Raw genomic sequence first — 22,720 nt, 5'->3', positions numbered from 1 at the left:
CCGATCATCGTGACGGCGGCGCGCAGGTTGAGGCGCCCGGAGCGTCGGGCGTGCCGTACGAACTGGTCACGAGCTGCGCCGCACGACCGTCCCGAGCGGGCTGAAAGACGAACATCGTGGCATAACTCGCGTCGCACAGATCGGGCAACTTGGGACCACCCAGCGCGTTCACGATAGCCGGCACGGTATTGCTGTGCCCCACCACCAGCACCACCCCGCTGGCTTTCATGACGGCATCGGCCACCGACTTCACATGGGCGCCGGAGAGGGCGATGACAGTGGGTGTGATGCCGGTGCGCTTCACCACAGCGGCGGCCGTTTCCTGCGTGCGCTTGGTGGCCGTCACCACGATGGTGCCCGGTGTCGCGCCGGCCAGCGCCTTTTCCAGCGCGTCGGCACGCGCCACGCCGGCTTCGCTCAGCGACGGATCGTTGGCCGGCGTCGGCTGCTTCTCGCCATGCCGCACCAGAATGACCAGCGACGGCTGTGCCTGCGCCACCTGCGGCAAAACAGCCACCGCGCCGATCATGGCAACACCCAACAGCGCGGCCCGCCTCAGGCTTCCGGTCACAGCGCCCACGCGATCCGCTTGTTTCCACGACATCATCGACACCTTCGTCATCGTCTTCCGTTCTCCGTCGGCAGAATGAGCCACCGCCTGCATTGTACCGCGCATCGCACCAATCTACCCATCAGCGAGCGCGCCGCTGGATTGCGCATGGCTACGGCTGCTGTGTTCGGCAGCCGAACGGCGCTCACGATCGAGCAGTGTCCGCTTGCGATCGAGTCCCCAGCGGTACCCGCCGAGTGAGCCATCACCGCGCAACGCCCGATGACACGGAATGAGCACGGCCAGGCGATTGGCGCCGCAGGCACTCCCCACCGCCCGGACGGCCCGTGGATGTCCGATGCCGGCTGCGAGCTCAGTGTAGCTCACCACTTCCCCCGGCTTCACGTGCATCAGAAAACGCCACACCTTCACCTGAAACGCCGTCCCCCGCACATCCAGTGGCAAATCCGGACGCGGGGCTCCCTGCACCATGTGAGCGTCGAGCGCAGCCATCCACGCATCCAGCGGCGCACGCGCGGTATCACCGGCCGGTTCGAGCTGCGCGCGCGGAAACTCGTCGGTCAATCGGGCCACCAGTGCGGCGTCGCTGTCGCCAAACTCCACGAGACAGACCCCGCGTGTCGTGGCCGCCATGAGCAACAGCCCCATCCCGGTCTCGCGCACCGCGTAGACGATGGATTCTCCCGCGCCGCCACTGCGATACGCCGACGGCGTCATGCCCAACCCACCCGTCACCTGTTCATACACCCGGCTGGTGCTGCCATACCCCGCACCAAACGTGGCATCGAGCACGGCATCGCCTTCACGCAAACGACGCTTGAATTGCTCGAGCCGCTGCGCCGACTGGTACGCTTTGGGACTCACCCCAATCACCTGCGTGAACGTGCGTTGCAGGTGGGTGGCACTCATGTCGGCTTGGCGGGCCAGGCGGGCCAGCGGCAGCGGCTCGTCGGCATGTGAGGCGATGTATTCGGCCACATGACGCATCCGCGCCGCCACTTCAGGCGAAGGTGCGGGACGGATCGCAGGCGAGGAGGAGGAGCGTGAATTCGGCATCGGCGGAGCAGTGAAAGAAATGTGTCAGGAGCCGTGACCGAACGAAATGCGTGGCGCCCAACCGACGCGCTCCGAATCTTGCGCAGTCTTGCGCCATGGGCTCCGGAAATCCGTCACTGGATTGACGATGGCAGATGTTGGTGGCAGATCAGGACATGCGATCAACTCCCGCTCCCGTGCTCCGTTCCATCGCGACCACGCTCGCGCTCCTCACCGTCCCCGGCGCCTCGGTGCTCGCGCAGTCGAGTGTGGCCCCGCCCGCCCGCTTCGCCGATCCCGAACGGCTCGCGCGCATCCAGCGCACGGTCCCACGCATCGACAGCGTCATGCGCGCGTTCATGGAGCGCAATCGTGTGCCGGGCATCGCCTATGGCGTCGTAGTCGACGGTCGACTGCTGCACGTGGCGGCGATGGGCCAGCGCGAAGTGCCCTCTCGGGCCGCCGTCGACACCAGTACGGTGTTCCGCATCGCGTCGATGACCAAGAGCTTCACGGCACTCGCCATCCTGCAGCTCCGCGATGCGGGCAAGCTGGCGCTCGACGACCCGGCCGAGAAGTACGTGCCCGAGCTGCGCACCCTCAAGTACCCCACATCCGATGCGCCGCGCATCACGGTGCGTCATCTGTTGTCGCATTCGGCGGGGTTTCCCGAGGACAATCCATGGGGCGACCAGCAGCTCGATCGCACCGACGCCGAACTGGGGCAGATGATCCGGCAGGGCATCCCGTTCTCCAACGTGCCCGGCGTCGCCTACGAATACTCGAACTACGGCTTCGCCATCCTCGGACGCATTGTGCAGAACGTGTCGGGACAACCCTACGCCACCTACATCCGCGACAAGGTGCTGCGCCCGCTGGGCATGACGTCCACCACCATGCAGTCGCGCGATGTACCGGCAACGCGCCTCGCCCATGGCTACCGCCTGCAGGATGGGCAATGGCTCGAAGAACCGCCGCTCCCCGACGGATCGTTCGGGGCCATGGGCGGCATGCTCACCTCGAGCGCGGATCTCAGCCGATGGGTGGGCCTCATGCTGAGCGCCTGGCCGGCGCGCGATGGCGCGGAGTCACCGGTGCTCAAGCGTTCCTCGCTGCGCGAAATGCAGCAGATCTGGCGGTACGCCGGTGGCAGCGCGGTCCTGCAGGGCGGCACACTCAATCTCTCGGCGGGCGGCTACGGTTACGGCCTGCGCATCTCGCAAAACTGCCTGTTCAATCACATCGTCGCGCACTCCGGCGGCCTGCCCGGGTTCGGATCACAGATGCGCTGGCTGCCCGAGCAGGGGGTGGGCATCGTGGCGCTGGGCAACCTTACCTACACCGGCTGGGGACCGCCCATCGACCAGGCGCTCGAGCTGCTCGCCGGAGCCGGCAGCCTGGTGGCGCGTGCGGCGCAGCCGTCGCCCGTGCTCGCCGACATGCAGGCCAAGGCCACCCGCCTGGTGCAGCACTGGGAGCAACCCCTGGCCGACAGTGTCGCGGCCATGAACCTCTTCCGTGATGAAGCGGCGCCGCGCCGCGCCGCGGAGATCGCACGGCTGGTCTCGGCCGCTGGCGGCAACTGCCGACCCGAAGGCGCCATGTGGGTGGAAAACGCGCTGCGCGGTGTGTGGAAGCTGCGCTGCGCCAGTGGCGCCCTGCAGGTGGGCATCACCCTCGCCCCCACCGAACCGGCGCGTATTCAGCAGTTCACCGTCATGAGCATTCCGCCAGAACGCCAGGCAGTACCAGGCGCTGTTTGCCGACAGCAATAAAGCATCAACAAATCACTATCAGAACAAATACCGCGATCCTGTGAGATTCGAATGCCCCGCTGTGCAGTGCGCCAATTGCGCCACACAGCGGGGCTTTTTCAAGACCGCAGCACCGGCTCCGTTTCAAACCGCTCGGCAAAACCCGCAATGATCGGGCGGGCCTTGGCAATCGTGGTCTGCACCGCGGGCAGCTTGAGTGATGCCATGTGGTGAGCCTGCGTCTCCCATACCTCGGTGATCCAGATGCCGTTGGGATCCTTGGGATCGCGGGCCACGATGTAGCTCACGCACCCCGGCATCTCGCCCGTGCCTTCGAGCAGCAGGTCCAGCAAGGCGTCGCGCTGGCCGTCCACCGACAACATCCGGCCGATCAGTCCATACATGGTCGTGCTCCAATCCTGGGGTCTTTTGCAGAGGTGATGACAGGGAAGCTCAATCCGCGAACAGCATGTCGCTACGTGGTGGGGTCCAGGGCGGCACCCACGCCCGCCGGAGTGTGCAATCGTGCGGCCACCCCGGCAGCGTCACAGTCGCAAAACCGCTGCCCACGCCATAGCGCGCATCCGAGATGGTCAGAGTGCCGTCGGGATCTTCGGCCCACACCGGCGTGCGCATGAATCGCAGCGCCCCCACGAACTCGCAGCGTTCATCGGCCAGCGCCACCATCTCGGCGCGCGCCGCCGACCAGGTGCGACGCCAGCGCACGGCAGCACTGGAGTCAAAAGGCACAAGCGTCGTCGATGTACGCAGCACCTCCAGCGGATCGCCCTGAAGACGAGCGCCGGGATAGGCACGCTGACAATCGTCTACCGTGCGCGCCGACGGGAACGGCGCCACGACGGCCGTCGTCAGGCGATAGAACATGCCGTCTGTGGTCACGGCCATCGCTGACCAACAGGTCGGATCGCCCGCTGACGGGGTCAACACCAGGTCATTGAGTGTGCCTGCATGGGCCACGCCCGGTGTGGTCGGAGCCTGCGTGCGCTGCACCCGTTCAGCCACCGCGGCATGCGCCGAACGCGACGCCGAGAAAAACACGAGCGTCACCATGACCCATGCCGCGATGCCCGATGCGGTACGCACAGGATTGGCGAACAGCCGCTGCATCAACAGCCACCCGGCGGCAAAGACGGTCAGCGTCATGGCGATCGGACGCGCCACTTCGCCAATGCGCCATGCCGCGGCCAGAATGACCACCAACAACAGGGCCAGGATCACCCGACCGGCCGTGGCACGCGGTCGCCAGAGCAGAGCTGGGATGGCCACCACCCACAGCCACGGCTCCACGATGAACACGGCGTCACCATAGTACCAATGGTCGTCGAGCGGCCAGAACGGATGCACACCATAGCTGTTGGTGAAATCCAGCAGGATGTGCGACAGCGTGCCCACCAGTGCCAACACCAACAATGGTGTGGCACCATGCGACGCAAACCAGTGTTGTTCGCCTGGATCCTGCGTGCGCCGGTACCACCATCGCGCGGCAAGCCAGATCAGCACACCGCCGATCAACGCCCAGATGATGGTGTGGGTGTGGCCACGATGATGCAGCAGATATCCCAGCGGCCCCATACGCAACGGCGTACCGGCGTAGAGCACATCGATATCAGGGAGTTCGGCGGCCGTGATGCCCAGCACAACGGCCGCTCGCCGGAACCGGTCCGGCACGGCAACGCGCGTGCGCTGCGCCACGATCGACGTAGTGGCGTCAGCCAGCAGCATGCCGGCCAGCGCGTGTGTGACGTTGTCCACTGTGTCTGCAGAACGGGTGAATGGTCACGGTATGATAGCGGCCCGTCCGCAACTCGGCACACCTCCGAATCCGCGCTGGACACCGTGTTGGCAACATCCGAGTATCAGTGAACGATGACCGATCTCGATATCTACCGCCCCACCCTCACGGGTCATTGCTACCGTATGCTCGGCTCCATCACCGATGCCGAGGACGCGGTACAGGAGACCATGTTGCGCGCCTGGCGCGCCCGCGACCGGTTTGACGGACGGTCGGCGCTGGCGACTTGGCTGCACCGTATCGCGACCAACGTGTGCCTCGACGCGCTGGCCGATCGTGCACCGCGTGTTTTGCCCACCGACGAAGGACCACGCGGCAGCCTGACGTCGGAGCTGCGAAAGCAACCCCGCACGCACTGGCTCGAGCCTATTCCCGACCTGGCCAGCATGCCGGCCGACAGTGATCCGCACGAAGATGCCGTCATGCGCGAGAGCATCCGGCTGGCCTTCGTGGCGGCCCTACAGCACCTGCCGCCCCGTCAGCGCGCCGCGTTGCTGCTCACACAGGTGCTCAACTGGTCGGCCGCGGAAGTGGCCGAATCACTCGATATGTCCACGGCCGCCGTGAACAGTGCGCTGCAGCGGGCACGCGCCACCCTGGCCGAACGCCGCGCCGAGCAGCAACTCGATCGTATCGTCGCGCTCTCGAGCCGCCATGCGACGGCAACACGGGCACTCAGTGACGAGCAGCAACAGTTGGTCGACCAGTTCACCGATGCATTCACGGCGTACGACGTGCCACGTCTCACCGCATTGCTGCGCGACGATGCAACACTCTGCATGCCGCCCTTCGATCTCTGGCTTGAAGGCCACGCCGACATCAGCAGTTGGATGCTGGGTCCGGGCGCGGGGTGCCGTGGGTCGAAGCTGGTCCCCACCTGGGCATCCGGCGCGCCGGCATTTGCCCAGTACCGCGACGGCGGCGCGACGCCCTGGGCGCTGGTGGTGCTCGAACTCGACGGTCCCCGCATTGCCGGCATGACCTACTTCCTGGACGTCGAGACCCTCTTTCCGCGGTTCGGCCTTCCCATGCGATTGGACTGACCGACCCCCCGGACAGCGACACCGATGATTTTTGGCGGAGCCCGGAGTCAAAGGTGTGTTCCGGTTCGCTCCATCCCACTACTGAACGAGGTGCACCATGGCCTTTACCCGTATGATTTTCCCCAACCTGGCGGTGCGTGACCTGCCCCGCACCAAGGCGTTCTTCACGGCGCTGGGGTTCGGTTACAACGCACAGTTCACCGACGACAACGCCGCCTGCCTCGTGATCAACGAGATGGCGTCGGTGATGTTGCTCAAGGAAGAGTTCTTCAAGGGTTTCACCACCCGCCCACTGAGCAATCCACATGCGCAGACCGAAGTGCTTCTCGCGCTCTCCTGCGAGAGCCGCGAGGAAGTGGATCACCTGGTGAACACGGCACTGGCCAACGGCGGCAGCCCGGCCATGCCGGCTCAGGACCTCGGCTTCATGTATAGCTGGAGCTTCTATGATCCCGAAGGACACCACTGGGAAGTGTTCTACATGAACCCCGACCATGTGATGCCCGCCGCCTGAGCAGGCAGAACGCCAGGTGCGGTGCACCGAGCGGCACAACAAGAAGAGGGCCCGGCACATGTTCCCGTGCCGGGCCCTCGTATTGCATTCACTGACAACGTTCAGTACAACGCTTCGACTTCAGTCCAACTCAGCGCATGGCGGCATGTAATGGGTGTACACCGACCAGTGACGCGACAATGACAACAAACAGCGCAATCGACATGGTGAGCACCCGCTGACGGCGCCGACGCCGTGCGTTTTGCTTGGCCAACTGCATCGGCGAAGCAATGAGACGCGCGCCCGCCCGGGCCGCCATCTCGCGTGTGGACATCGGCAGAGGCCGCATCATGGGCCTCATCACCGAGAGCTCTGTCGAGCGCATTGAGGAACGTGTGGTATATGACATGATTGCACTTTCTCGAATCTATGACTGCAGGAAGTCTCCCGATCGGAGTCTCCGCGCCTTCCATACGCACATTGGCGCGCCAGGTTTCTCCGTCCGTTCAGGTATTTCAGATACTCATCCACGATCCTGTCTGTCACAAACAACGGCAGCCCGACCGAATCCGGTCGGGCTGTCATCGTTTGTCATCGCTCCGCTTCACGGCGTAGCTGCGCCGGCCTACCACCGCCGCTCCTTTTCGCCCCTGGCTTTCGCGTGGAGCAGCGGGTCCTACCCCGCAGCACTTATTGCCGCGGGTCGTTCACCACTCCCGTAAACAGGATCGTACCGCTCAGACGTTCGCGAATGAAAAACACGAACGGCCGATTGAACTGGTAGCTGGGTGGTGCCGACACGGGCACAACCCCCACCACGGTCACGGCCGCCGCGCGCGACCCACGTTCGTCCACCTCGAGCGCCACGGAGTGCTGCACGAAGTCCAGCATAGTCCGGGCATTCACGAGACGGGGAAACTCCGCCGCCGTCGTAAACGCGCGCGGCATGCCCATCGCCTTGAGTTCCGGAGAAAGCTCGAGCGATCCTGCCACCTTGAAACGCGGCAGGAAGATCATCGACCGGTCATCCGACTTGCGAAGGCCCTGGACGATCGTCGCGTATGTTGCAGAATCGAGTCGCGCCGCCAGAGCGGCTGCCGTGCCGGACGCCGGCGCGATCACCACCATGCTGTAGGCGGCGTTGCCGTACAACAGTTCCGCCGCCATGAGCTGACTGTTCTGGTAGACATTGAAGTCACCAGCCCGCTGCATCATCGGATGCGAAACCTGGGTGCCCGATGCCAGGGTGAACGGCATGGGTGTGGTCTTGGCTGGATCGAACTTGTCACGCCACGTGCCGGAGAAGTACACCGCGTTCGCCAGCAGCATCGCCAGGTCTTCCCGCGGCGGTTCCTGCAACACACGCGGGATCATGCCATCGGTATGCCGGTTGCCCCACACGTTGACCGAATCGTACATGATCTGCGAAGTCCGCAACGATTGCGCCGGCGCATTGAAGAAGGTCTGTGCCTCCCGCAAAAAGCCGGTATCGATCACCAGCGGCTGCCGCACCCACAGACCGTTCGCAATGCGAATGGTGGTCGAGTTGTCGAGCGTGGGCAGCATGGTGCGCAGGTCGCGATACGCCACGTTGGTCTCGGCCCGCGTACGCGTGCCCCAACCCAACGTGCGGTTCATCTCGGCCAACGTCTCGCCACCGGCCCCGTTCATCGTCATGCCCAGCGCAAACGACACACTCAGCGGCGACAGCAACACATTGCCCGATCGGCTCGACGCCGTCGTGCGCAGCAGATGCAACGCGAAGCTGTTGTTGGCCTGAATACCTTCCCGTTCCACGGCGGTGAGCGCGCGTGGAAGCGCAGTCAGCGAATCGACCGGCGTATTGCCGGCATCTCCTGGTCCGGTGCCTTCGCTGCAGGCAGCGAGCAGCAACGCTCCGATGAGCGCACTGCGGGACAGCAAATTGGACATGGCGGGATCTGGTCGGGGTGGGAGTTCCGTCTCTCGCCCTACCTCACTTTCGCCTGCACCTGTCACCGCATCCTGCGGCGTGGATCACATGAAACGACAATTGTGTCGCCGCAGAAGGTCGAACGCCCTGCCTCATTGGCCTTCACTCGGCGTGCTTGCTCAATTTTGAGCCACTATCGAAGCAGCACAAGCAAACTCAGCTACCACTCCCGCTTGTGCCCATGGAACCCCACACGCCGGTTCACCGCGCGCCGCTCGTCCAAGGTCATCCCAGACCAGCGCGCAATCTCCGTGCGGGTACGCCCGCAACCATAACACCGGTCCTCGAGATCCAGCCGGCACACCTTGATGCACGGCGACTCGGCCGTGCCCGTCATCACCTCTCCGCCCTCAGTCATGCCGGGAATCTATCATCGTGGTTCCCTCCCTCTCCTGTGCGGCGACGCTGAATGGGCTATCATCTGCCCAGTGTCGGCGTGCCGGCCCTGTGACACCCGCCCCGACACACTCCCCTCCCAGCCTTCACCAGACGTCCCATGCCGTGGACCCCACAGAGCCAGCCGTGGACCAGCAATCGCGCCATCCTTCTCGTGCATGGCATCGGGAACGCGGCTCCCGGCGACTACAAGGAGCTGCTCGAGCGTGTGAAGACTGCGCTGGGCCCGGCCGCCGACACCACCGTCATCTATCAGCTCTGGTATGACCAGATCAACGACTGGGTGAAAGGCAAGCTGCAGGTGGGGTCACTCCTGCAACAAGCCGTCAACACGCTGTCCGATTCCATCGACGACGCCGAACTCGGTGAGACGATGGCCGAAGTGATCGGCGATGTGCTTTGGCCGGTGTTGGTGGCCGAAGCCCGCGCCGCCGTACGCGATGCGTTTCTCGCCCAGGTCAAGCGCATGTTGCTCGACGCCGAAGAGTCCAACGTGGACCCCCTCGAGCGGAAGATCTCCATCATCTGCCACTCGCTCGGCTGCTTCCACACGTATGAAGCCCTGCATCACGCCGCCGTGATGGGCACACACACGCTGCGGCCCGGCTCCGATGGCGTGGTATTCGAGAATGTCATCTTCATGGCGTCGCCGGTACAGCTCATTCGCACCGTGGCCGATCGCATGGGACCACTCGTGCCCAACCGCCGCTGGCTGTACGCCGTCAAGGGCGATGCGCTGGCCATCCCCAGCGAACCGCTCATGCTGGGCGGTGAGGCGACATCGGTGAAACGATGGATTTCCATCACCGGATCACTGGACCCGGTGGGTGGACACTTCTTCAGACGTCGCGCCGACTGGGGATATATGAAGGTGGACGGGCAGTTCGCCGCGCTCGTCGACGACCAGCAGCTTCTGGGCATCGATTCCCCCGCAGCCTTGTTGAAGACCTTCCTGGATTCTCGTCGCCCCGATGCCCCACCGATGTTCGGCATCGCCAACCCACACAGTTGGGAAGGCTACGTCGATCGCCATGCCGATCGCCTGCGGGAGTGGCTGACATGATCGCTCATGCCACCTGCGCCCGTCGGGTCGGCGTGTTGGTGAGCCGCTCGGTCGCCATCGCCGCGACCACCCTGACCGTGGCCTCGGCGTCGTTGCTCCATGCCCAGCCGGCGGCGGCGCCAGACAGCAGCGCCATCGCGTCGCGCTTTGCACGCCAGACCATCGATTCACTGGTGCGCTCGCTCACGGCAGCCGATTCGCTGCTCGATGCACCAACCAGCGCTCCACCGCTGCACGCCAAACTGCAGGACCTGTTTTCGCGACTCACCCGCCCGGAGATCGGCTCTCGTCCGTTGCAGGATCTGGTGGCCGAACGGGCGCGCTTTTCTGATGTGGCCCGCCGTCGGGTACGCGCGCTCACGACCGCCGAGGCCGCAGCGATCGATACGCTGGCCGCCCTGGCCGAACAATCGGTCCGTCGGCCGCTCGCGGGGGCAGCCGGCGCCGCGCGCACGCGGGAACTGTTCCTTCCAGTCGACGCGTTCAATTCGGCACGTCGCCGTCAGTCACTGGCGGAGAGTCTCGAACGCCTGCGCCGATTCGAGCGCAAGTACGGGCCCGAGGCCCCGACGCGCAACATCGTGGAGGTGGGCCTCAACTACGCCGCGCAATGGTTGCCACTGTTCGGTCCACGCCCCGACGAATCACCGTCGCGCCTCGAACTGTCGGCCGCGTACGTACCCACCTGGATCAGCATGCCCCGAAAAGGCATACGCAGTGATGCGGTCAGCGTCGCCGAAGCGGGACTGCGTGTGTACATCTGGAAGCCGGGATGGGGTGGCGATGCAGGCGGTGTGCTGCGTCCCGGGCATGTCACGGTGGGCGCTCTCGTGGCCGGTGCGCACGATGGTGCGCTGGAGTCGCCATTTCAGGGCAACTCACGATTCGGTGCCTATGTCGCGTGGGGCAACGCCAAGATCGGGTTCATCGGCGGGCGGGACTCGCGGATACTGCTCACGCGGAAGGTGCAACTGCTGCCCTGGACGTTCTGAACGGCCGCCAAAAACCCGACGCTTCCGTCAAGTGTTACGGGTTTCCCTGTAGCGGGCTCGAGCGGAGAAGCACATACTCAACCGGAATGCGAGCCCTCTTTCTTCTGCTCGGCGCAGTATGCGCGCTCTCAGCATGTCGGGGTGACGCGCCGCAGCGCGACCTCGAGGGACTGTCGTGGGGTGTGCCGGTGGCGGTGTCGACCGGTGGGGGCATGGCGTGCCGGCGCCTGGTATTTGCCGACACAACCTTCGGCACCGGCGATGACTGCGGCGCTCCCGCACGCACCGATGACTCGGCCGCGACCAGAGTGCTCTCGGCGATCGCCGTCGCGCTGAACGCCCAGGCGCCGTCGGAACGACAGACCGATGCGGCCCCTGAGGCGTTGGATCTGGTGCACACCCGCGCGTTGATCGACCTGTGGTACGGCACACGTGACGACACGGTACTGACACGGGCGATCACCACCTTGCGCGATGTGGCCAATGGCGCCGACGGCAGCGCGGCCATGCGCTCCGACCTGTCGGCAGCGCTGCTGCTCCGCTATCGCCGCACAGGGGATGGCATGGACCTGCTCTCGGCGCTCGATGCCGCCGAACATGCCTTGATCACGGACCCGTCGTTGGCCGCTGCTGCATGGAACAGCGCGGTCGCCTCGACATGGATTGGACTGCCTCGCACACAGAAGTCCGTGTGGGAACGCTACGAACGTCTGAGCGGCCGCACCCGCCCGGCGATCGATTTTGGTCAGAATGACTATGCGCGTGACGGCAAGGAGAACGCCCGCTCCGGCCGATGGTTCGATCACGCGCGTGAGTATGTATGGCGCGTCGTCGTTCCGGATTGGGGACGTGCCTATCTCGCAGGCGATCAGCAGGGTGCGGCGCGTGCGCTCGCCGAGCTCGATACCATTGCTCGCCATAGTACCGACCCTGATCGGCACCATGCGCCGCATGCTGTACAACGGGTCCTGCAGACGGCTCGCGACACCCTCGCACAGCGCGAGCTGGCGCAGGGTTTCGTGGCCTACGCCGAGTACTGGACGGAGTTTTACCTGTCCAACTTCGCCAAGAGTGATTCTGCACTGACCCGCATGTACGCGGCGAAGGCCTTCGCGACCGCGTTTCCGGCGTGGGTGTGGTATCTCAAGCCACTCCTGGCTATTCAGCGCGGCGCACCGGCAGAGGCGCGGCTGATTCTGGACGCCGAGGGCGCCCGGTACGGCACCGCCGAATACCCGTGGGTGAAACGACGGGTCGCCTGGTTGGATGCCCTGGTGAAACTCACCACGCGCGAACATGCCGCAGCACGTGACGTGTTCATCGCGCTCGAGCAGGAGTGTCTCGCGACCAACGACGAAGAATGTGCCGTGGCGGCGCCCGCGATGCGCGTCGGAGCGGAGAGCAACCTGGGAGACAAACGTGCCGCGGCACTCGCCGGGCTGATGGCCGTGCGTCGTGCGTCCCGCCAACCGCTGACAGGGCGGACCTTCAGCGCCTTCAGCCAACTGCAGCGTGGCGTTGAGCTCAATCGCCTGCCGAATGCCGCTGCGGCATTGAACGAAGAACTCGAGTTTGTGGCGGAACACCTGCAACGCCCGAACAACCGATTGGATGTGGCCAATCGCCGTGCGCAGGAAGCCGTGCTGCGTGTGGCGTATGCATCAGGGGAATCGCGGAAAGCCGCCATCGACCTCGCGGCCAACGCGACAGAACACTTTTCGGATCTGATGGCCGCCCATTCACCGGCTACGCAGGTCAGCTTTATCAATCATATCCGGTTGCGGCGTGCGGAGGTCGCGTTGCTTCGCGGAACACCTGCGCCTGACGCCGTCGTCCGTTCACTCGATTCGGCGCTGGCACAGGAGCGCGTCGTCTCCAACGCCAACCGCCTGACGCAGATCCGACAGTTACACGGGCGGGCGCGATTGCGCGCCGGCGATACCGTTGGTGCGGTGCTCGAGCTGGACAGTGCTCTGATCGAGTATGGCTTGCGCGGCCCACGGGACAATACCGTGTTTGCCGAAGGACGACTGATCGCCATGGTGGGCGAAACCCGTCAGCATCTGGCCCAGGCGCTCCTCCAGCAGGGACGCGCTTCGGCAACACTCGCCGTGCTGACGGGGCTCGCCCTTGCCGACTCCGTGCGCTACACCAGACCCGCGGCGCAGCCTCACTGGCTGGCCGTACGCCAACTGGGCGACTCGGTACTGTTGTTCACGCACGACGCATCGTCCGGTGCAGCTCCCAGTGCTTTGCGCATCCGAATCTCGCCGGCGCGAACGACCGCGCTGCAGCCACTCATCGATCGCACGGATCCGGGTGCCTTGACGGCCATGTACGACGCGTTGGTTGCACCGTGGCGCTCGGCACGGCCAGACAACCCGTCATCGGATACGGGCGCGACACTCCTGCTCGATGTGCAGGGCCTGGCCGCGCGCGTACCTTGGCCCGCCTTACGCGCTGGCTCACCGACCGGCAGCGCACGATACCTGATCGAAGACTACACATTGGCCATCGCGCCATCTGGCGGTCCGCCACGCGAGTTGCCACGACTCACACCTCGCCAGGGCGCTCCGCGCACACTGATCATCGACGCAGCACCGCGCGAGGGAGTGGCACGGCTCCCGGGCGCCGTGCGAGAAGTCTCCGCGGTGAACAGGATCTGGGGAGCAAACGGACGTGTGGTGCCCACCACCAGCGACGTCAATCTGCAGCAGGCCATGCAAGGGGCCGACATCGTGCACTTCGCGGGACATGCGATCATCGACGACGTGATCCCCGAACAATCCGCGCTGCGCATTCCCACATCGACGGGCGATTCACTGCTGCGTGCGGCCGTGCTGAGCCAGTACAAACTGCCCGATGTGCGACTGATGATCCTGGCCGCCTGCGACACACGCGTCGCAAGTGTTACGCCATTGAGTGGCCTGGAGTCTTTGGCGGGTGTGCTGCACCGAGCGGGAGTGGCCAATGTCATCGCGGCCGGTTGGCCAGTCGACGACGATGCCACAGCGGTCCTGATGCAACGCTTGCACGAGGCATTGCGTGCAGGGTTGCCTCCCGCGGCCGCGCTGCGGCGTGTACAACTGGAAATGCGGCGCGACCCCAACCCAGCGCACAACGCCCCTTCCGTATGGTCTGCCTTTCAGCTTTTGGTTCGAGGAGAGTAACGACATGAGCGTCATGACCGTGTTCCATCAGGGACTCGGAGTGTGGATGAACCGCAAATCCCATTGGGAATTGATGTTTCCGATTGCGGAGCACGCCAAATCACCCGATGGAAAGTGGATCGCCCCGCACGACCCCTCCCTGTACATCGACGGTGCTTACACCGACGACGGCAAGCCAGTGTATTGGGATCTGCGCAATTGGCGTGTCGATCTGCGGAAGGCCACACAACCGCTGCCACGCTCAACCGTGAAGCAGCCATTTCTCGTGGGGCTGATTGCCGAGAAGGGTTCACCGGTCACCCGGAAAGACCCGTTCGTGGAGTGCCCGGAAGAAGTGAATGGGGTCCTGCAGCTCACACCGGGCATGTTGTCGCCGGGTGCGTATCCGCTCGTAGGCCCGGCCTCCTGCGGTGCTGATCTCGATCTGTTGCTCACCTATCGCGAGGCTTGGAGTGCCCCGCTCGCCAGCGATACGGTGAGTATCTCCCGCACACTTCGTGATGGCAGCCAGCAGGAGTCCATCACGCTCAAGGGCGATCCCGCGCGCAACGGCACCATTACGCTGGTGATCCAGGTATTGTCGTTGGCGGACCGCATGGGGCAGAAGCCGACGGAGAGCCGCTCGGATGACGATTTCGCCGCCAACTACTTGTTGACACGGCGTCCTGATTCGCCGTTGCCCACGCCGGTGCCGCACTTCATGCCACGCACCACGTCCTCGCACGAAATCATCCTGGGCCAGGTGCAGATGGTTGGAGCGAACGAAGACTCGCTGTGCGCCGGCGCGTTTGTCGACGGCGACATCTGATTCAAGCGCAGAAAAGACAACGCCGCCCGGTTCCTGTCTGGAATCGGGCGGCGTTGTCTTTTCCGGTCGTTGTTCAGCGGGCCAGTCGTACCAGCAAGGAATCGAGCGTGGATACCGTGGAGGCACTCGGCGTGGGGGCATTGATGGCGCCCTCTTCATGCAGGCGCACCAGCAGACGCGCCACTTCGGGATCGGCCGCCGAATCCGCCGCGAGCAACGTGATCAGGCGATCCGAGGCGATGTCGATACGCACATGAGCCAGCGCCAGCATCGCTCCGGCATCAAACGCCCGGCCATCCACCAACGCACGCACGCTCTGGAAGAGTTCAAACAGGGCCTGGACGTTGTGCGTGGAATCGAGCGCGCTGGCAAAAGGGCTGCTGCCGGGCAACTGCCCAAGCAATGCCCGCATGTCTTCGCGGTGCACGCGCAAGCCAGCATCATCACCGGCACGGGCGGCCTGCAACGCCACCGATGACAACGCCCCAAGCCGCACGGCCAGCGCACGGGGCGGCAACTCACGCGTGGCCGCACGTACCCGTGTCCAACGAGCCAGCGCCGGTGATACACTGCGGCCCTCGGCCACCACCATCGCCGGCGGTTCCACCATCGCCAGGGTCAGTGCCGGCCGGGTGGCAATCGACATCTGCGAATGGGTCCAGTACGACAACCCGGCCACACCGACCATCACGGCGGCAGCGGCCATGGTCCAGCGCCACCGCTGGATGCGCGGCGCAAAGGGCAGAACCTTCGCTCCCTGAGCCACAACCTCTTCCCCATACACAGGGAAGGCGCCGCTCACGGCCGACGGGGCAACGGTCGATTCCGAGGTCCGATCCACCAGCTCAGCGGCTGTCACCAGCACGTCGCGCCATTCCGGATCCCCGGACAGACGGGCGATCAGCGCCTTGCGCGCCTCGACCGACAGCCGCCCGTCAATCAGTGCTGCCACCTGCTCCGCATCTGACAACATTCGAGCATCAGACCCTTCGCTCACCCAAGCTCCTCGTAGAACACGCGACGTGCATCATTGGCTTCCACTGATGCAGACGGACGGACGGAAAAATTTCCCGCCGCTGTTCCTGAAAAAATCACTGATCCGTACGCGACAACAACTCCCCGGCGTCATCCGCCGTGATGCCGTCGGCCTCCAAGGTGTGACGCAGGGACACCATCAGGCGATCGAGACGACGATAGAGCGGCTTCTGTTCGATGCGCAGCGCCCGCGCGATCTGGGCCACGGTATGGCCATCCAGAAAACGCATCGTGACCAACAAGCGGTCCTCCTCGTCGAGGAGTGCCAGTGCGTCAAAAAGGGCCGAATCGACTCTTTCTGATGACGAAGAGTGTTCCTGCATGCGCAGGACCGAATCGGCATGATCTCTGTCCAGCCCAGGCACATCGCGCGCATCGGTGTCCGATACCAGCTTGGGGCGGAGCGGCGGACGTGACGGCAACTGCCTGGCCAACATCCGAAGCTCTCGTTCGCTATAGCCGTGCCCGCCTTCGGTCATCAATTGGGTGATGGCTTCGTCCACCGATGAGCCCATGCGGGTGACCAGTCGCTCCAGCAGAATCGCCACCGGACCAACACGCACCGCTGCGGCCGTGGGACGCCACCGCCCATCGCGCGCGACCATCTGGTCCTGCAGCCACCGCGTGATCACGACCGTCAGGTAGGTGCTGATCGAGGCTTCGCCCCGATGCTGCCGCAACGCCGCATAGTCCGTCTCGACGAACCGTGCCCGGACCAGCGACAGGAAGTCCTCCGCATCCGCACCGGTCAACCGTCTGGCACGCGCAAGCGCGCCGGCGATCCGATCGATCGTCGGCAGCAACTCCAGAAACTGCGCCTCGTACGCGGACGGTGGACTCATGACCTCGGCATGATCTGGCCAATGTACCCGACGTGCCGGGAAAACGGAGCCGCCTGTCCGTCAGTTGAGTGGCGAGAGCGACCGTAGCATGAAATACGCAATCCGGATCACACTCAATCGTGGCCCGGGGCACCCTATTGATGACAATGATTGATTGACCCCTTTTTTGGGTCACCGGCTCTCGCCCGTCCCAGGATGCGACACACCGCCTGCGGACGGGCCCGACGATAGCGTCGGCGCTGTACGTTGGTGCCATGCGCACTCCCTTTTCTGCCCGGACGGCCGTGCTGGTCCGTTGCGTGTTGGCTTGCACCGCGGCTTCTGCGGTCCCGTCGATGGTACCGTCATTGGTCGGTGCTCAAACAACCGGGACGGGACGGCCGCCCACCAAACCTCCCGCTCGCCCCCCTGCCGCAACGGCGACCTCTGCCGCCATCGCCCCGGATTCACTGTTTCCCTACCAGCCGGGCATCGATGTCGCGCACTACGACTTTGGCATCACGTTGCCTGGCCACGGACGCGAATTTCAGGGTTCGGCCACCCTGACCGTCAATCGGCGCCGATCCGTCGATACACTCCGGCTCGATCTCAAGGCCGCGATGATCGTCGACTCGGTGCAGGTCGGCACCCGCGCGCGCGCGTTCCGCCGCGATCAGGAACGGGTGTACATACCGCTGCAGACTGCCGACGGCACACGCCTCACCGTGCGGGTGCGATGGCACGGCGCTCCCGAAGACGGTCTCATCATCACCGAACGCGACAGCACCGCCGAGGCCGAACGGGGCTGGCGTGCCTTTGGCGACAACTGGCCCAATCGCGCCCGACACTGGCTTCCCACCGTCGATCACCCAAGCGACAAAGCCACCGTGCGCTGGACCGTCGTGGCACCATCGGAGCTGTCGGTGGTGGCCAACGGTGCGCAAACATCACATGCGTCGCTGTCTTCACGACAGGGATTTTCGGCCTGGCAATTCACCATGCGCCAACCCATCCCCACGTACCTCATGGTAGTCGGGGCGGCACGCATGACAGAGACACCACTGGGCCGCACGGCCTGCGGCAGTGGCATCGACGGCGCCTGTGTGCCGCAATCCGTGTGGACCTTCCCACAGGAAACGAACTACGTGCCCGGCCCATTCAGCGAAGCCGGCCGCGTCATCGAGATGTTCGCAAAAACCGCCACCGGGTTTCCCTACGAACATCTCGCGCACCTGCAGTCGTCCACCCGCTTCGGGGGCATGGAAAACGCCACCGCCATCTTCTATTCCGACAATGCCTTTCGTCGGCACAACGTCGGTATCGGTCTGATCGCGCACGAAACCGCACATCAGTGGTTCGGCAACGCAGTCTCCCCGCGGCGTTGGGAAGACGTGTGGCTGTCCGAAGGATTTGCCACCTATTGGGCCGCACTCTACCTACGCGCGTCGCGTGGTGACACGGCGTATCTCGGCGAACTGCGCCGCATGCGCAGCAGCGTGTTGAGGGCATCGGTGGTCTCTTCGCGCCCGGTGGTGGATACCGTCGGAGCCGTTGCGCCAATGACACTGCTCAACGCCAACAGTTATCAGAAGGGCGGCTTTGTCCTGCGCATGCTGCATGACATGCTCGGCGATTCGGTCTTCTTCGCAGGTGTGCGGGAGTATCAGCGGCGCTTCCGGCACGGCACCGCCACCACCGGAGAACTGCAGCGCATCATGGAGCGTCATGCAGCGCGCTCACTCGATGCGTTCTTCCTGCAGTGGCTGCATCGGCCGGGATTCGCCGAGCTCACGGTGACCTGGCGCTACGATGCGGCCACCCGAATGCTCGAATCCACGGTGACGCAGAGCGCGCGGTTTGCACCATACGCGGTACCGCTGGTGCTAGCGCTGCGCGATGCCAACGGTGCCACCCAGCGCATCACACTGACCGTTCAACCCACCGCCACACAAACGCTGCGTACCCCCATCGGCTTGATCGGAACACCCGTCGCGGTCGATGCCGATCCCGATGTCGGGGTCTTGGGTGACATTCGCGTGGAACGGCAGACCCCATGACCCACACGGCATCATTGGTCGTCATGCAATCCTGAAAACAAAGCGGGCGGCGTCTCTGGTGAGACACCGCCCGTTTGCTGTTCCGATGTTGTTCCGATGCGATGATGTCATCGCACCGCGCGTGCCTTACATCGCCAGCGCGCGCAGGTCCTGCAACGACTTCTTCAGCATGTCGACCTTGGCGCCATCGCAACCACGCGCGCCTTCCGCGTCGGTCACGGCCTTGTTCAGCGCGTCATTGCGCGCCGCGCCATTGGCCTTTTCGGCCGCCGAGATCTGCGAACGCAGCGCGCTCACCGTGCTCGCCGAGCAGCCCTTGCGCTCGAGCTGATCGGTGAAGGCCTTGGCCAGCGAGAAGCTGGGCGGCCACACGATCTTCGGCTGGCCCTGCGCGTTGAGCTGGTCCCACTTCACCGTCTTCGCGGCATCGATCTCGTTCTGCGAGATGAATTCGCTGGGCGTCAGGTCCACGACATCCATACCGCGGGCGATTTCCGAGCTCACGATGCTGCCGTTGTACCAGTACACCGACCACGAACCACCCGACACCATGCGCGTGCTGTCCACCGGGCCACGATCGAACGAGGCGATTTCCTTCGGCTTCGTCGGATCGGTCCAATCGAACACCGAGATGCCGCCCTGATACCACGCCTGCACCATCACGTCACGACCCGGGATCGGGATCAGCGAGCCATTGTGCGCCACGCAGTTTTCGTTCGACGTCTGGTAGGTCGGAATCTTGTAGTAGCTCTGGAACACCAACTTCTTGTTCACGATCTTGAAGATCGCGTTGGCGCCCCACTCGGCCTTGTCACCAGCGCGGCACTTCGGCGAGCTGCCACCGCCCCACTCGTCGCTGAACAGCATGGCCGTGCCATCGTTGTTGAACGTGGCCGAGTGCCAGTAGGCGAAGTTCGAATCGGCCACCGCGTCGAGACGCACCGGCGCCACCGGGTTGCTGATGTCGAGCAACAGGCCATGACCTTCACACGCGCCACCGGCCAGACCAAGCGACGGGTACACCGTGATGTCGTGGCACTGCGAGCGCTCGCTGATCGCGCCCGTGCCGGCTGCGGCACCCGCCGCATTGGCGAACATCCGGTTCAGCGCGTTCTGCACCAGCGGACGAGCAGCGGCCGTGTCGGCCGCGTTCGGCGTCGACGCGCCACGCGCCTTGGCGAGGCTGTCGAGCAGCGGACGCACGATCTGCGGCGGCACCACCTGATCGAGACCCGACTGCGGGTTCTTCGCCACGAAACCACCACGCGCACGCGCATCGGCCAACTGCTTGACCGCCGCTTCCTTGTCGGCGTCGGAGAGACCGTGGCGCGGGTTGTCGGAGAGACCGGCGAAGATGTTCGCCCGACCCACAACGGCGGCCTGCGCCGGATTGGCGAGCGGCACCTTGATGATTTCGATGCGCAGGCGCGACGAATTCGGATCGACGCTGGCCGCGTCCGCGCACCCTTCCAGCTCACCCGCCGAACGGATGCCCGACGAACCGGACACGTAGATGTAGAGGTTCTGCTTGTCCTTCGGATCTTCGAGCACCGTGTGCGTGTGCGAACCGCGGCACGTCTGCACATTGGCCACGAGCTTGGGCTCGCGGATGTTGGTGATGTCGAAGATGCGCACGCCACGCATGCGCTCCTTGCTCACCGTCTCCCGCACACCACCTGGCTTGCAGTCGATGCGGCCGTTCTGCGCTTCGGCCGACATGAACATCAGGTTCTTGTACACCGACACGTCGTTCTGCGACGCCGGGCACTCGTACGCCACCACAAGCTGCGGGTTGGACGGGTTGCTGATGTCCCACACCACGGGGCCGTTGTAGTTGCCCTGAATGACGTAGTTGCCCGTGAACGCCAGGTCGGAGTTGGTGATGCCGAGGAACCCCTTCGGCGACACCGCCTTCGCCAGGACCTTCATGTTCGACGTGTACTCGGCCGCGTCGAGCAGGCCGGCCTTCAGGTTGTTGCGCGGATCGGTGGCCGGCGAGGCCCCCGTGTTCGGCTTGGCCTTGGCGCAGGCTGCCAGCGCGACGAGCGCTGCGCCCGCCATGGCGGCGCGGGAAGAGAACAGGAACATGAACCGTGGGGTGAGTGTGGGGAACGACAAACCTGCTGAACCGGGAATGCAGTTACTCCGAGGGCGGCACAAAACCCATATCGAGCATCATCGACATCATGCGCTTGATCTCGGTGCCTTGATCGACTTCGACATCGTTCGCGAACTTGAAGATCGTCTCGTCCTGACCGGCACCCGGCGCATTGAACAGCACCTTCACCATCGTGACGGCGCCGCGATGGTGCTGGATCATGTAGGTCAGAAACAGGCGATCGAAGTCAGCGCCACGCGCGCCATCAAGCTCGGCCAGTTGCGCGGCCGTCAGCATGCCCGGCATTTCCATCTGACCGTGCGCGTTGGTGGCACCGCCGTGTCCCGCGTGGGCATCATGCGACATGCCGGCCATGGCGCCCTGCATGGTCACCTGACCCAGTGAATCGACCACTGGGATGGGCTGCAGACGATCCTTGAGCCACGTCTGCATGATGTTGATCTCGTCGGTCTGCGCATTGATGATGCGTGCCGTGAGACGTTGCACCGATGCGCTGGCACCATGTGTGGGCGCCCAACGGGAAATCGTGATGGCCTGAGCATGATGATGAATCATGCCGCTCATGAAGTCGATGTCCGCCTTGGTGTACGGATAGCGCAGGCTGTCTGCCCGCGCACGCGCAATGGCGCCCGCATCACCCATCTGGAATCGCGGATCGCTCGAGACCCCGGGCTGACGGCCGCTGGCGCAGGCGCCCAACACGAGGGCGGCCGCGATGATCGCCGCAGGGCGGACGAAACGATTGGCAGGAATTGTCATGTTCGCTGGTTGGGACATCCGCCGCAGCGGAGACCGTGGGAATCGTCTACGCTAATGCTTACGTGTGTGGCGGGGCAATCGATGCGCCTGTGTTCATTTCACGGGGACGAGCTGGCGATTCCAAACAGTGACAAAATGTGTTTTTGTGATGGTAGTCCGTCGGACACGGAGGCTCCGGGCATGACCGGCGGTATGCCGTCGCCAGGCGCCTCGCACGCCTCCCGGCACCGACGATGAATTCCGCCGCATTGCGGAGTCAAAGCATCGACGAAACGCGTGTCCACCGGCACGCCCACCTACCATCCCACGATCTGCCGGAGTTCGCCCATGGCCATTCAGTCCATCATCCCCTACCTCATCCTTGGCGGCCGCGCCGACGACGCCCTGGCCTTCTACCACGAGGCCCTCGGCGCCGAAGTGAGCGCACTCACCCGATTTGGCGACATGGATGACAGTTGCCCCACCGCCATGCGTGAGCGTGTCATGCATGCAGAACTCCAGCTCGGCGCGGCGCGCATCATGCTGAGCGACGGCCCCATGGAATCGCCGCCGGCAGGAGGCACTGTCAGCGTGGCCATAGGCTTCGACGACCCCAACCAGATCCGGCGTGGCTTCGACCGCCTCGCTATTGGCGGCATGATCGTCCAGCCCCTGTTCGACTCACCGTGGGGCACCCTGTTCGGCGTCGTGGTGGACCAGTTCGGCGTGTCCTGGATGCTCGACTGCCCCAAGGCCTGACTGGCGCCTACTGCCCAGCCAGCGCAATCGCATCCGTCAGCAGCGCCGGCACAGGGTTGCTTTTGAGGTCGGAAGTGCACT

20 protein-coding genes are annotated in these 22,720 nt (G+C 64.6%); 9 read left to right on the top strand and 11 right to left on the bottom strand.

Translation table 11 applies throughout. The annotated features are described in order from the left end of the window. Nucleotides 1–4: 4 nt before the first annotated feature. Both GAU_RS20165 and GAU_RS01175 read right to left on the bottom strand, forming a co-directional pair. A complete protein-coding gene (locus tag GAU_RS20165) occupies nt 5–676 on the bottom strand; it encodes a SixA phosphatase family protein (protein ID WP_052574174.1) in 672 nt (223 codons plus the stop codon). Between the two features lie 9 nt (nt 677–685). Beyond that, a complete protein-coding gene (locus GAU_RS01175) occupies nt 686–1,627 on the bottom strand; it encodes a methylated-DNA--[protein]-cysteine S-methyltransferase (protein WP_012681719.1) in 942 nt (313 codons plus the stop codon). A gap of 176 nt (nt 1,628–1,803) precedes the next feature. On the opposite strand from GAU_RS01175, the gene GAU_RS01170 reads away from it, so the two are divergent. Beyond that, nucleotides 1,804–3,381: a serine hydrolase domain-containing protein gene (locus GAU_RS01170; RefSeq protein WP_169307554.1), complete on the top strand. Its 1,578-nt coding sequence runs from the start codon at nt 1,804–1,806 to the stop codon at nt 3,379–3,381. Nucleotides 3,382–3,479: 98 nt separating this feature from the next. Here the strand turns inward: GAU_RS01170 and GAU_RS01165 are convergent, their stop codons facing one another. After that, nucleotides 3,480–3,764 (bottom strand): putative quinol monooxygenase, encoded by a 285-nt coding sequence (locus GAU_RS01165; protein ID WP_012681717.1) that lies wholly within the window; start codon nt 3,762–3,764, stop codon nt 3,480–3,482. Nucleotides 3,765–3,813: 49 nt separating this feature from the next. Then, nucleotides 3,814–5,133 (bottom strand): metal-dependent hydrolase, encoded by a 1,320-nt coding sequence (locus GAU_RS20160; protein WP_012681716.1) that lies wholly within the window; start codon nt 5,131–5,133, stop codon nt 3,814–3,816. A 114-nt stretch (nt 5,134–5,247) separates the two neighbouring features. Here GAU_RS20160 and GAU_RS01155 point away from each other — a divergent pair, with 114 nt between their 5' ends. Beyond that, nucleotides 5,248–6,216 carry a sigma-70 family RNA polymerase sigma factor gene (locus tag GAU_RS01155; RefSeq protein WP_012681715.1) on the top strand — a complete coding sequence of 323 codons (969 nt, stop codon included), beginning with the start codon at nt 5,248–5,250 and terminating at the stop codon, nt 6,214–6,216. Nucleotides 6,217–6,313: 97 nt separating this feature from the next. Continuing rightward, nucleotides 6,314–6,730 carry a VOC family protein gene (locus GAU_RS01150; protein ID WP_012681714.1) on the top strand — a complete coding sequence of 139 codons (417 nt, stop codon included), beginning with the start codon at nt 6,314–6,316 and terminating at the stop codon, nt 6,728–6,730. A gap of 130 nt (nt 6,731–6,860) precedes the next feature. Here the strand turns inward: GAU_RS01150 and GAU_RS01145 are convergent, their stop codons facing one another. The 3 genes from GAU_RS01145 to GAU_RS01135 form a co-directional block, all read right to left on the bottom strand. Beyond that, the gene (locus tag GAU_RS01145) at nt 6,861–7,061 is read right to left on the bottom strand and encodes a hypothetical protein (RefSeq protein WP_041265136.1); all 201 of its coding nucleotides are present in this window, start codon (nt 7,059–7,061) and stop codon (nt 6,861–6,863) included. 338 nt (nt 7,062–7,399) lie between these two features. Further along, complete coding sequence (locus GAU_RS01140; RefSeq protein WP_041265135.1) at nt 7,400–8,641, bottom strand: serpin family protein; 1,242 nt, start codon at nt 8,639–8,641, stop codon at nt 7,400–7,402. Nucleotides 8,642–8,841: 200 nt separating this feature from the next. Continuing rightward, complete coding sequence (locus tag GAU_RS01135) at nt 8,842–9,039, bottom strand: DUF1289 domain-containing protein (RefSeq protein WP_041265134.1); 198 nt, start codon at nt 9,037–9,039, stop codon at nt 8,842–8,844. 138 nt (nt 9,040–9,177) lie between these two features. Between GAU_RS01135 and GAU_RS01130 the strand changes: the two genes are divergently transcribed. The 4 genes from GAU_RS01130 (at nt 9,178) to GAU_RS01115 (ending at nt 15,110) form a co-directional block, all read left to right on the top strand. Continuing rightward, nucleotides 9,178–10,140, top strand: coding sequence for a hypothetical protein (locus tag GAU_RS01130; RefSeq protein WP_012681710.1), 963 nt, complete (start codon nt 9,178–9,180; stop codon nt 10,138–10,140). Beyond that, entirely contained in the window at nt 10,137–11,132 is a 996-nt protein-coding gene (locus tag GAU_RS22375) for a hypothetical protein (protein ID WP_012681709.1), read from the top strand. The genes GAU_RS01130 and GAU_RS22375 overlap by 4 nt, the downstream gene beginning before the upstream one ends. 86 nt (nt 11,133–11,218) lie before the next feature. Beyond that, nucleotides 11,219–14,302: a CHAT domain-containing protein gene (locus tag GAU_RS01120; RefSeq protein ID WP_012681708.1), complete on the top strand. Its 3,084-nt coding sequence runs from the start codon at nt 11,219–11,221 to the stop codon at nt 14,300–14,302. Between the two features lie 4 nt (nt 14,303–14,306). Beyond that, nucleotides 14,307–15,110: a hypothetical protein gene (locus GAU_RS01115; protein ID WP_012681707.1), complete on the top strand. Its 804-nt coding sequence runs from the start codon at nt 14,307–14,309 to the stop codon at nt 15,108–15,110. A 73-nt stretch (nt 15,111–15,183) separates the two neighbouring features. On the opposite strand, the gene GAU_RS01110 is transcribed toward GAU_RS01115, so the two are convergent. Next, nucleotides 15,184–16,083, bottom strand: coding sequence for a hypothetical protein (locus GAU_RS01110; RefSeq protein WP_041265132.1), 900 nt, complete (start codon nt 16,081–16,083; stop codon nt 15,184–15,186). A gap of 118 nt (nt 16,084–16,201) precedes the next feature. Next, on the bottom strand, nt 16,202–16,987 hold the full coding sequence (locus tag GAU_RS01105) for a sigma-70 family RNA polymerase sigma factor (RefSeq protein WP_012681705.1): 786 nt from the start codon (nt 16,985–16,987) through the stop codon (nt 16,202–16,204). Between the two features lie 254 nt (nt 16,988–17,241). Between GAU_RS01105 and GAU_RS01100 the strand changes: the two genes are divergently transcribed. Next, a complete protein-coding gene (locus GAU_RS01100; protein WP_012681704.1) occupies nt 17,242–19,023 on the top strand; it encodes a M1 family metallopeptidase in 1,782 nt (593 codons plus the stop codon). Nucleotides 19,024–19,149: 126 nt separating this feature from the next. On the opposite strand, the gene GAU_RS01095 is transcribed toward GAU_RS01100, so the two are convergent. Together GAU_RS01095 and GAU_RS01090 are read right to left on the bottom strand one after the other, a co-directional pair. Further along, the gene (locus tag GAU_RS01095) at nt 19,150–21,111 is read right to left on the bottom strand and encodes an LVIVD repeat-containing protein (RefSeq protein WP_156798850.1); all 1,962 of its coding nucleotides are present in this window, start codon (nt 21,109–21,111) and stop codon (nt 19,150–19,152) included. A gap of 52 nt (nt 21,112–21,163) precedes the next feature. Next, nucleotides 21,164–21,901: a DUF305 domain-containing protein gene (locus GAU_RS01090; protein WP_012681702.1), complete on the bottom strand. Its 738-nt coding sequence runs from the start codon at nt 21,899–21,901 to the stop codon at nt 21,164–21,166. 327 nt (nt 21,902–22,228) lie between these two features. Between GAU_RS01090 and GAU_RS01085 the strand changes: the two genes are divergently transcribed. Beyond that, a complete protein-coding gene (locus GAU_RS01085) occupies nt 22,229–22,639 on the top strand; it encodes a VOC family protein (RefSeq protein ID WP_012681701.1) in 411 nt (136 codons plus the stop codon). Nucleotides 22,640–22,720: the final 81 nt, after the last annotated feature.

Source organism: Gemmatimonas aurantiaca T-27, from assembly GCF_000010305.1.
Lineage (GTDB): Bacteria > Gemmatimonadota > Gemmatimonadetes > Gemmatimonadales > Gemmatimonadaceae > Gemmatimonas > Gemmatimonas aurantiaca.
This window is presented reverse-complemented; position numbering and strand designations above follow the sequence as displayed.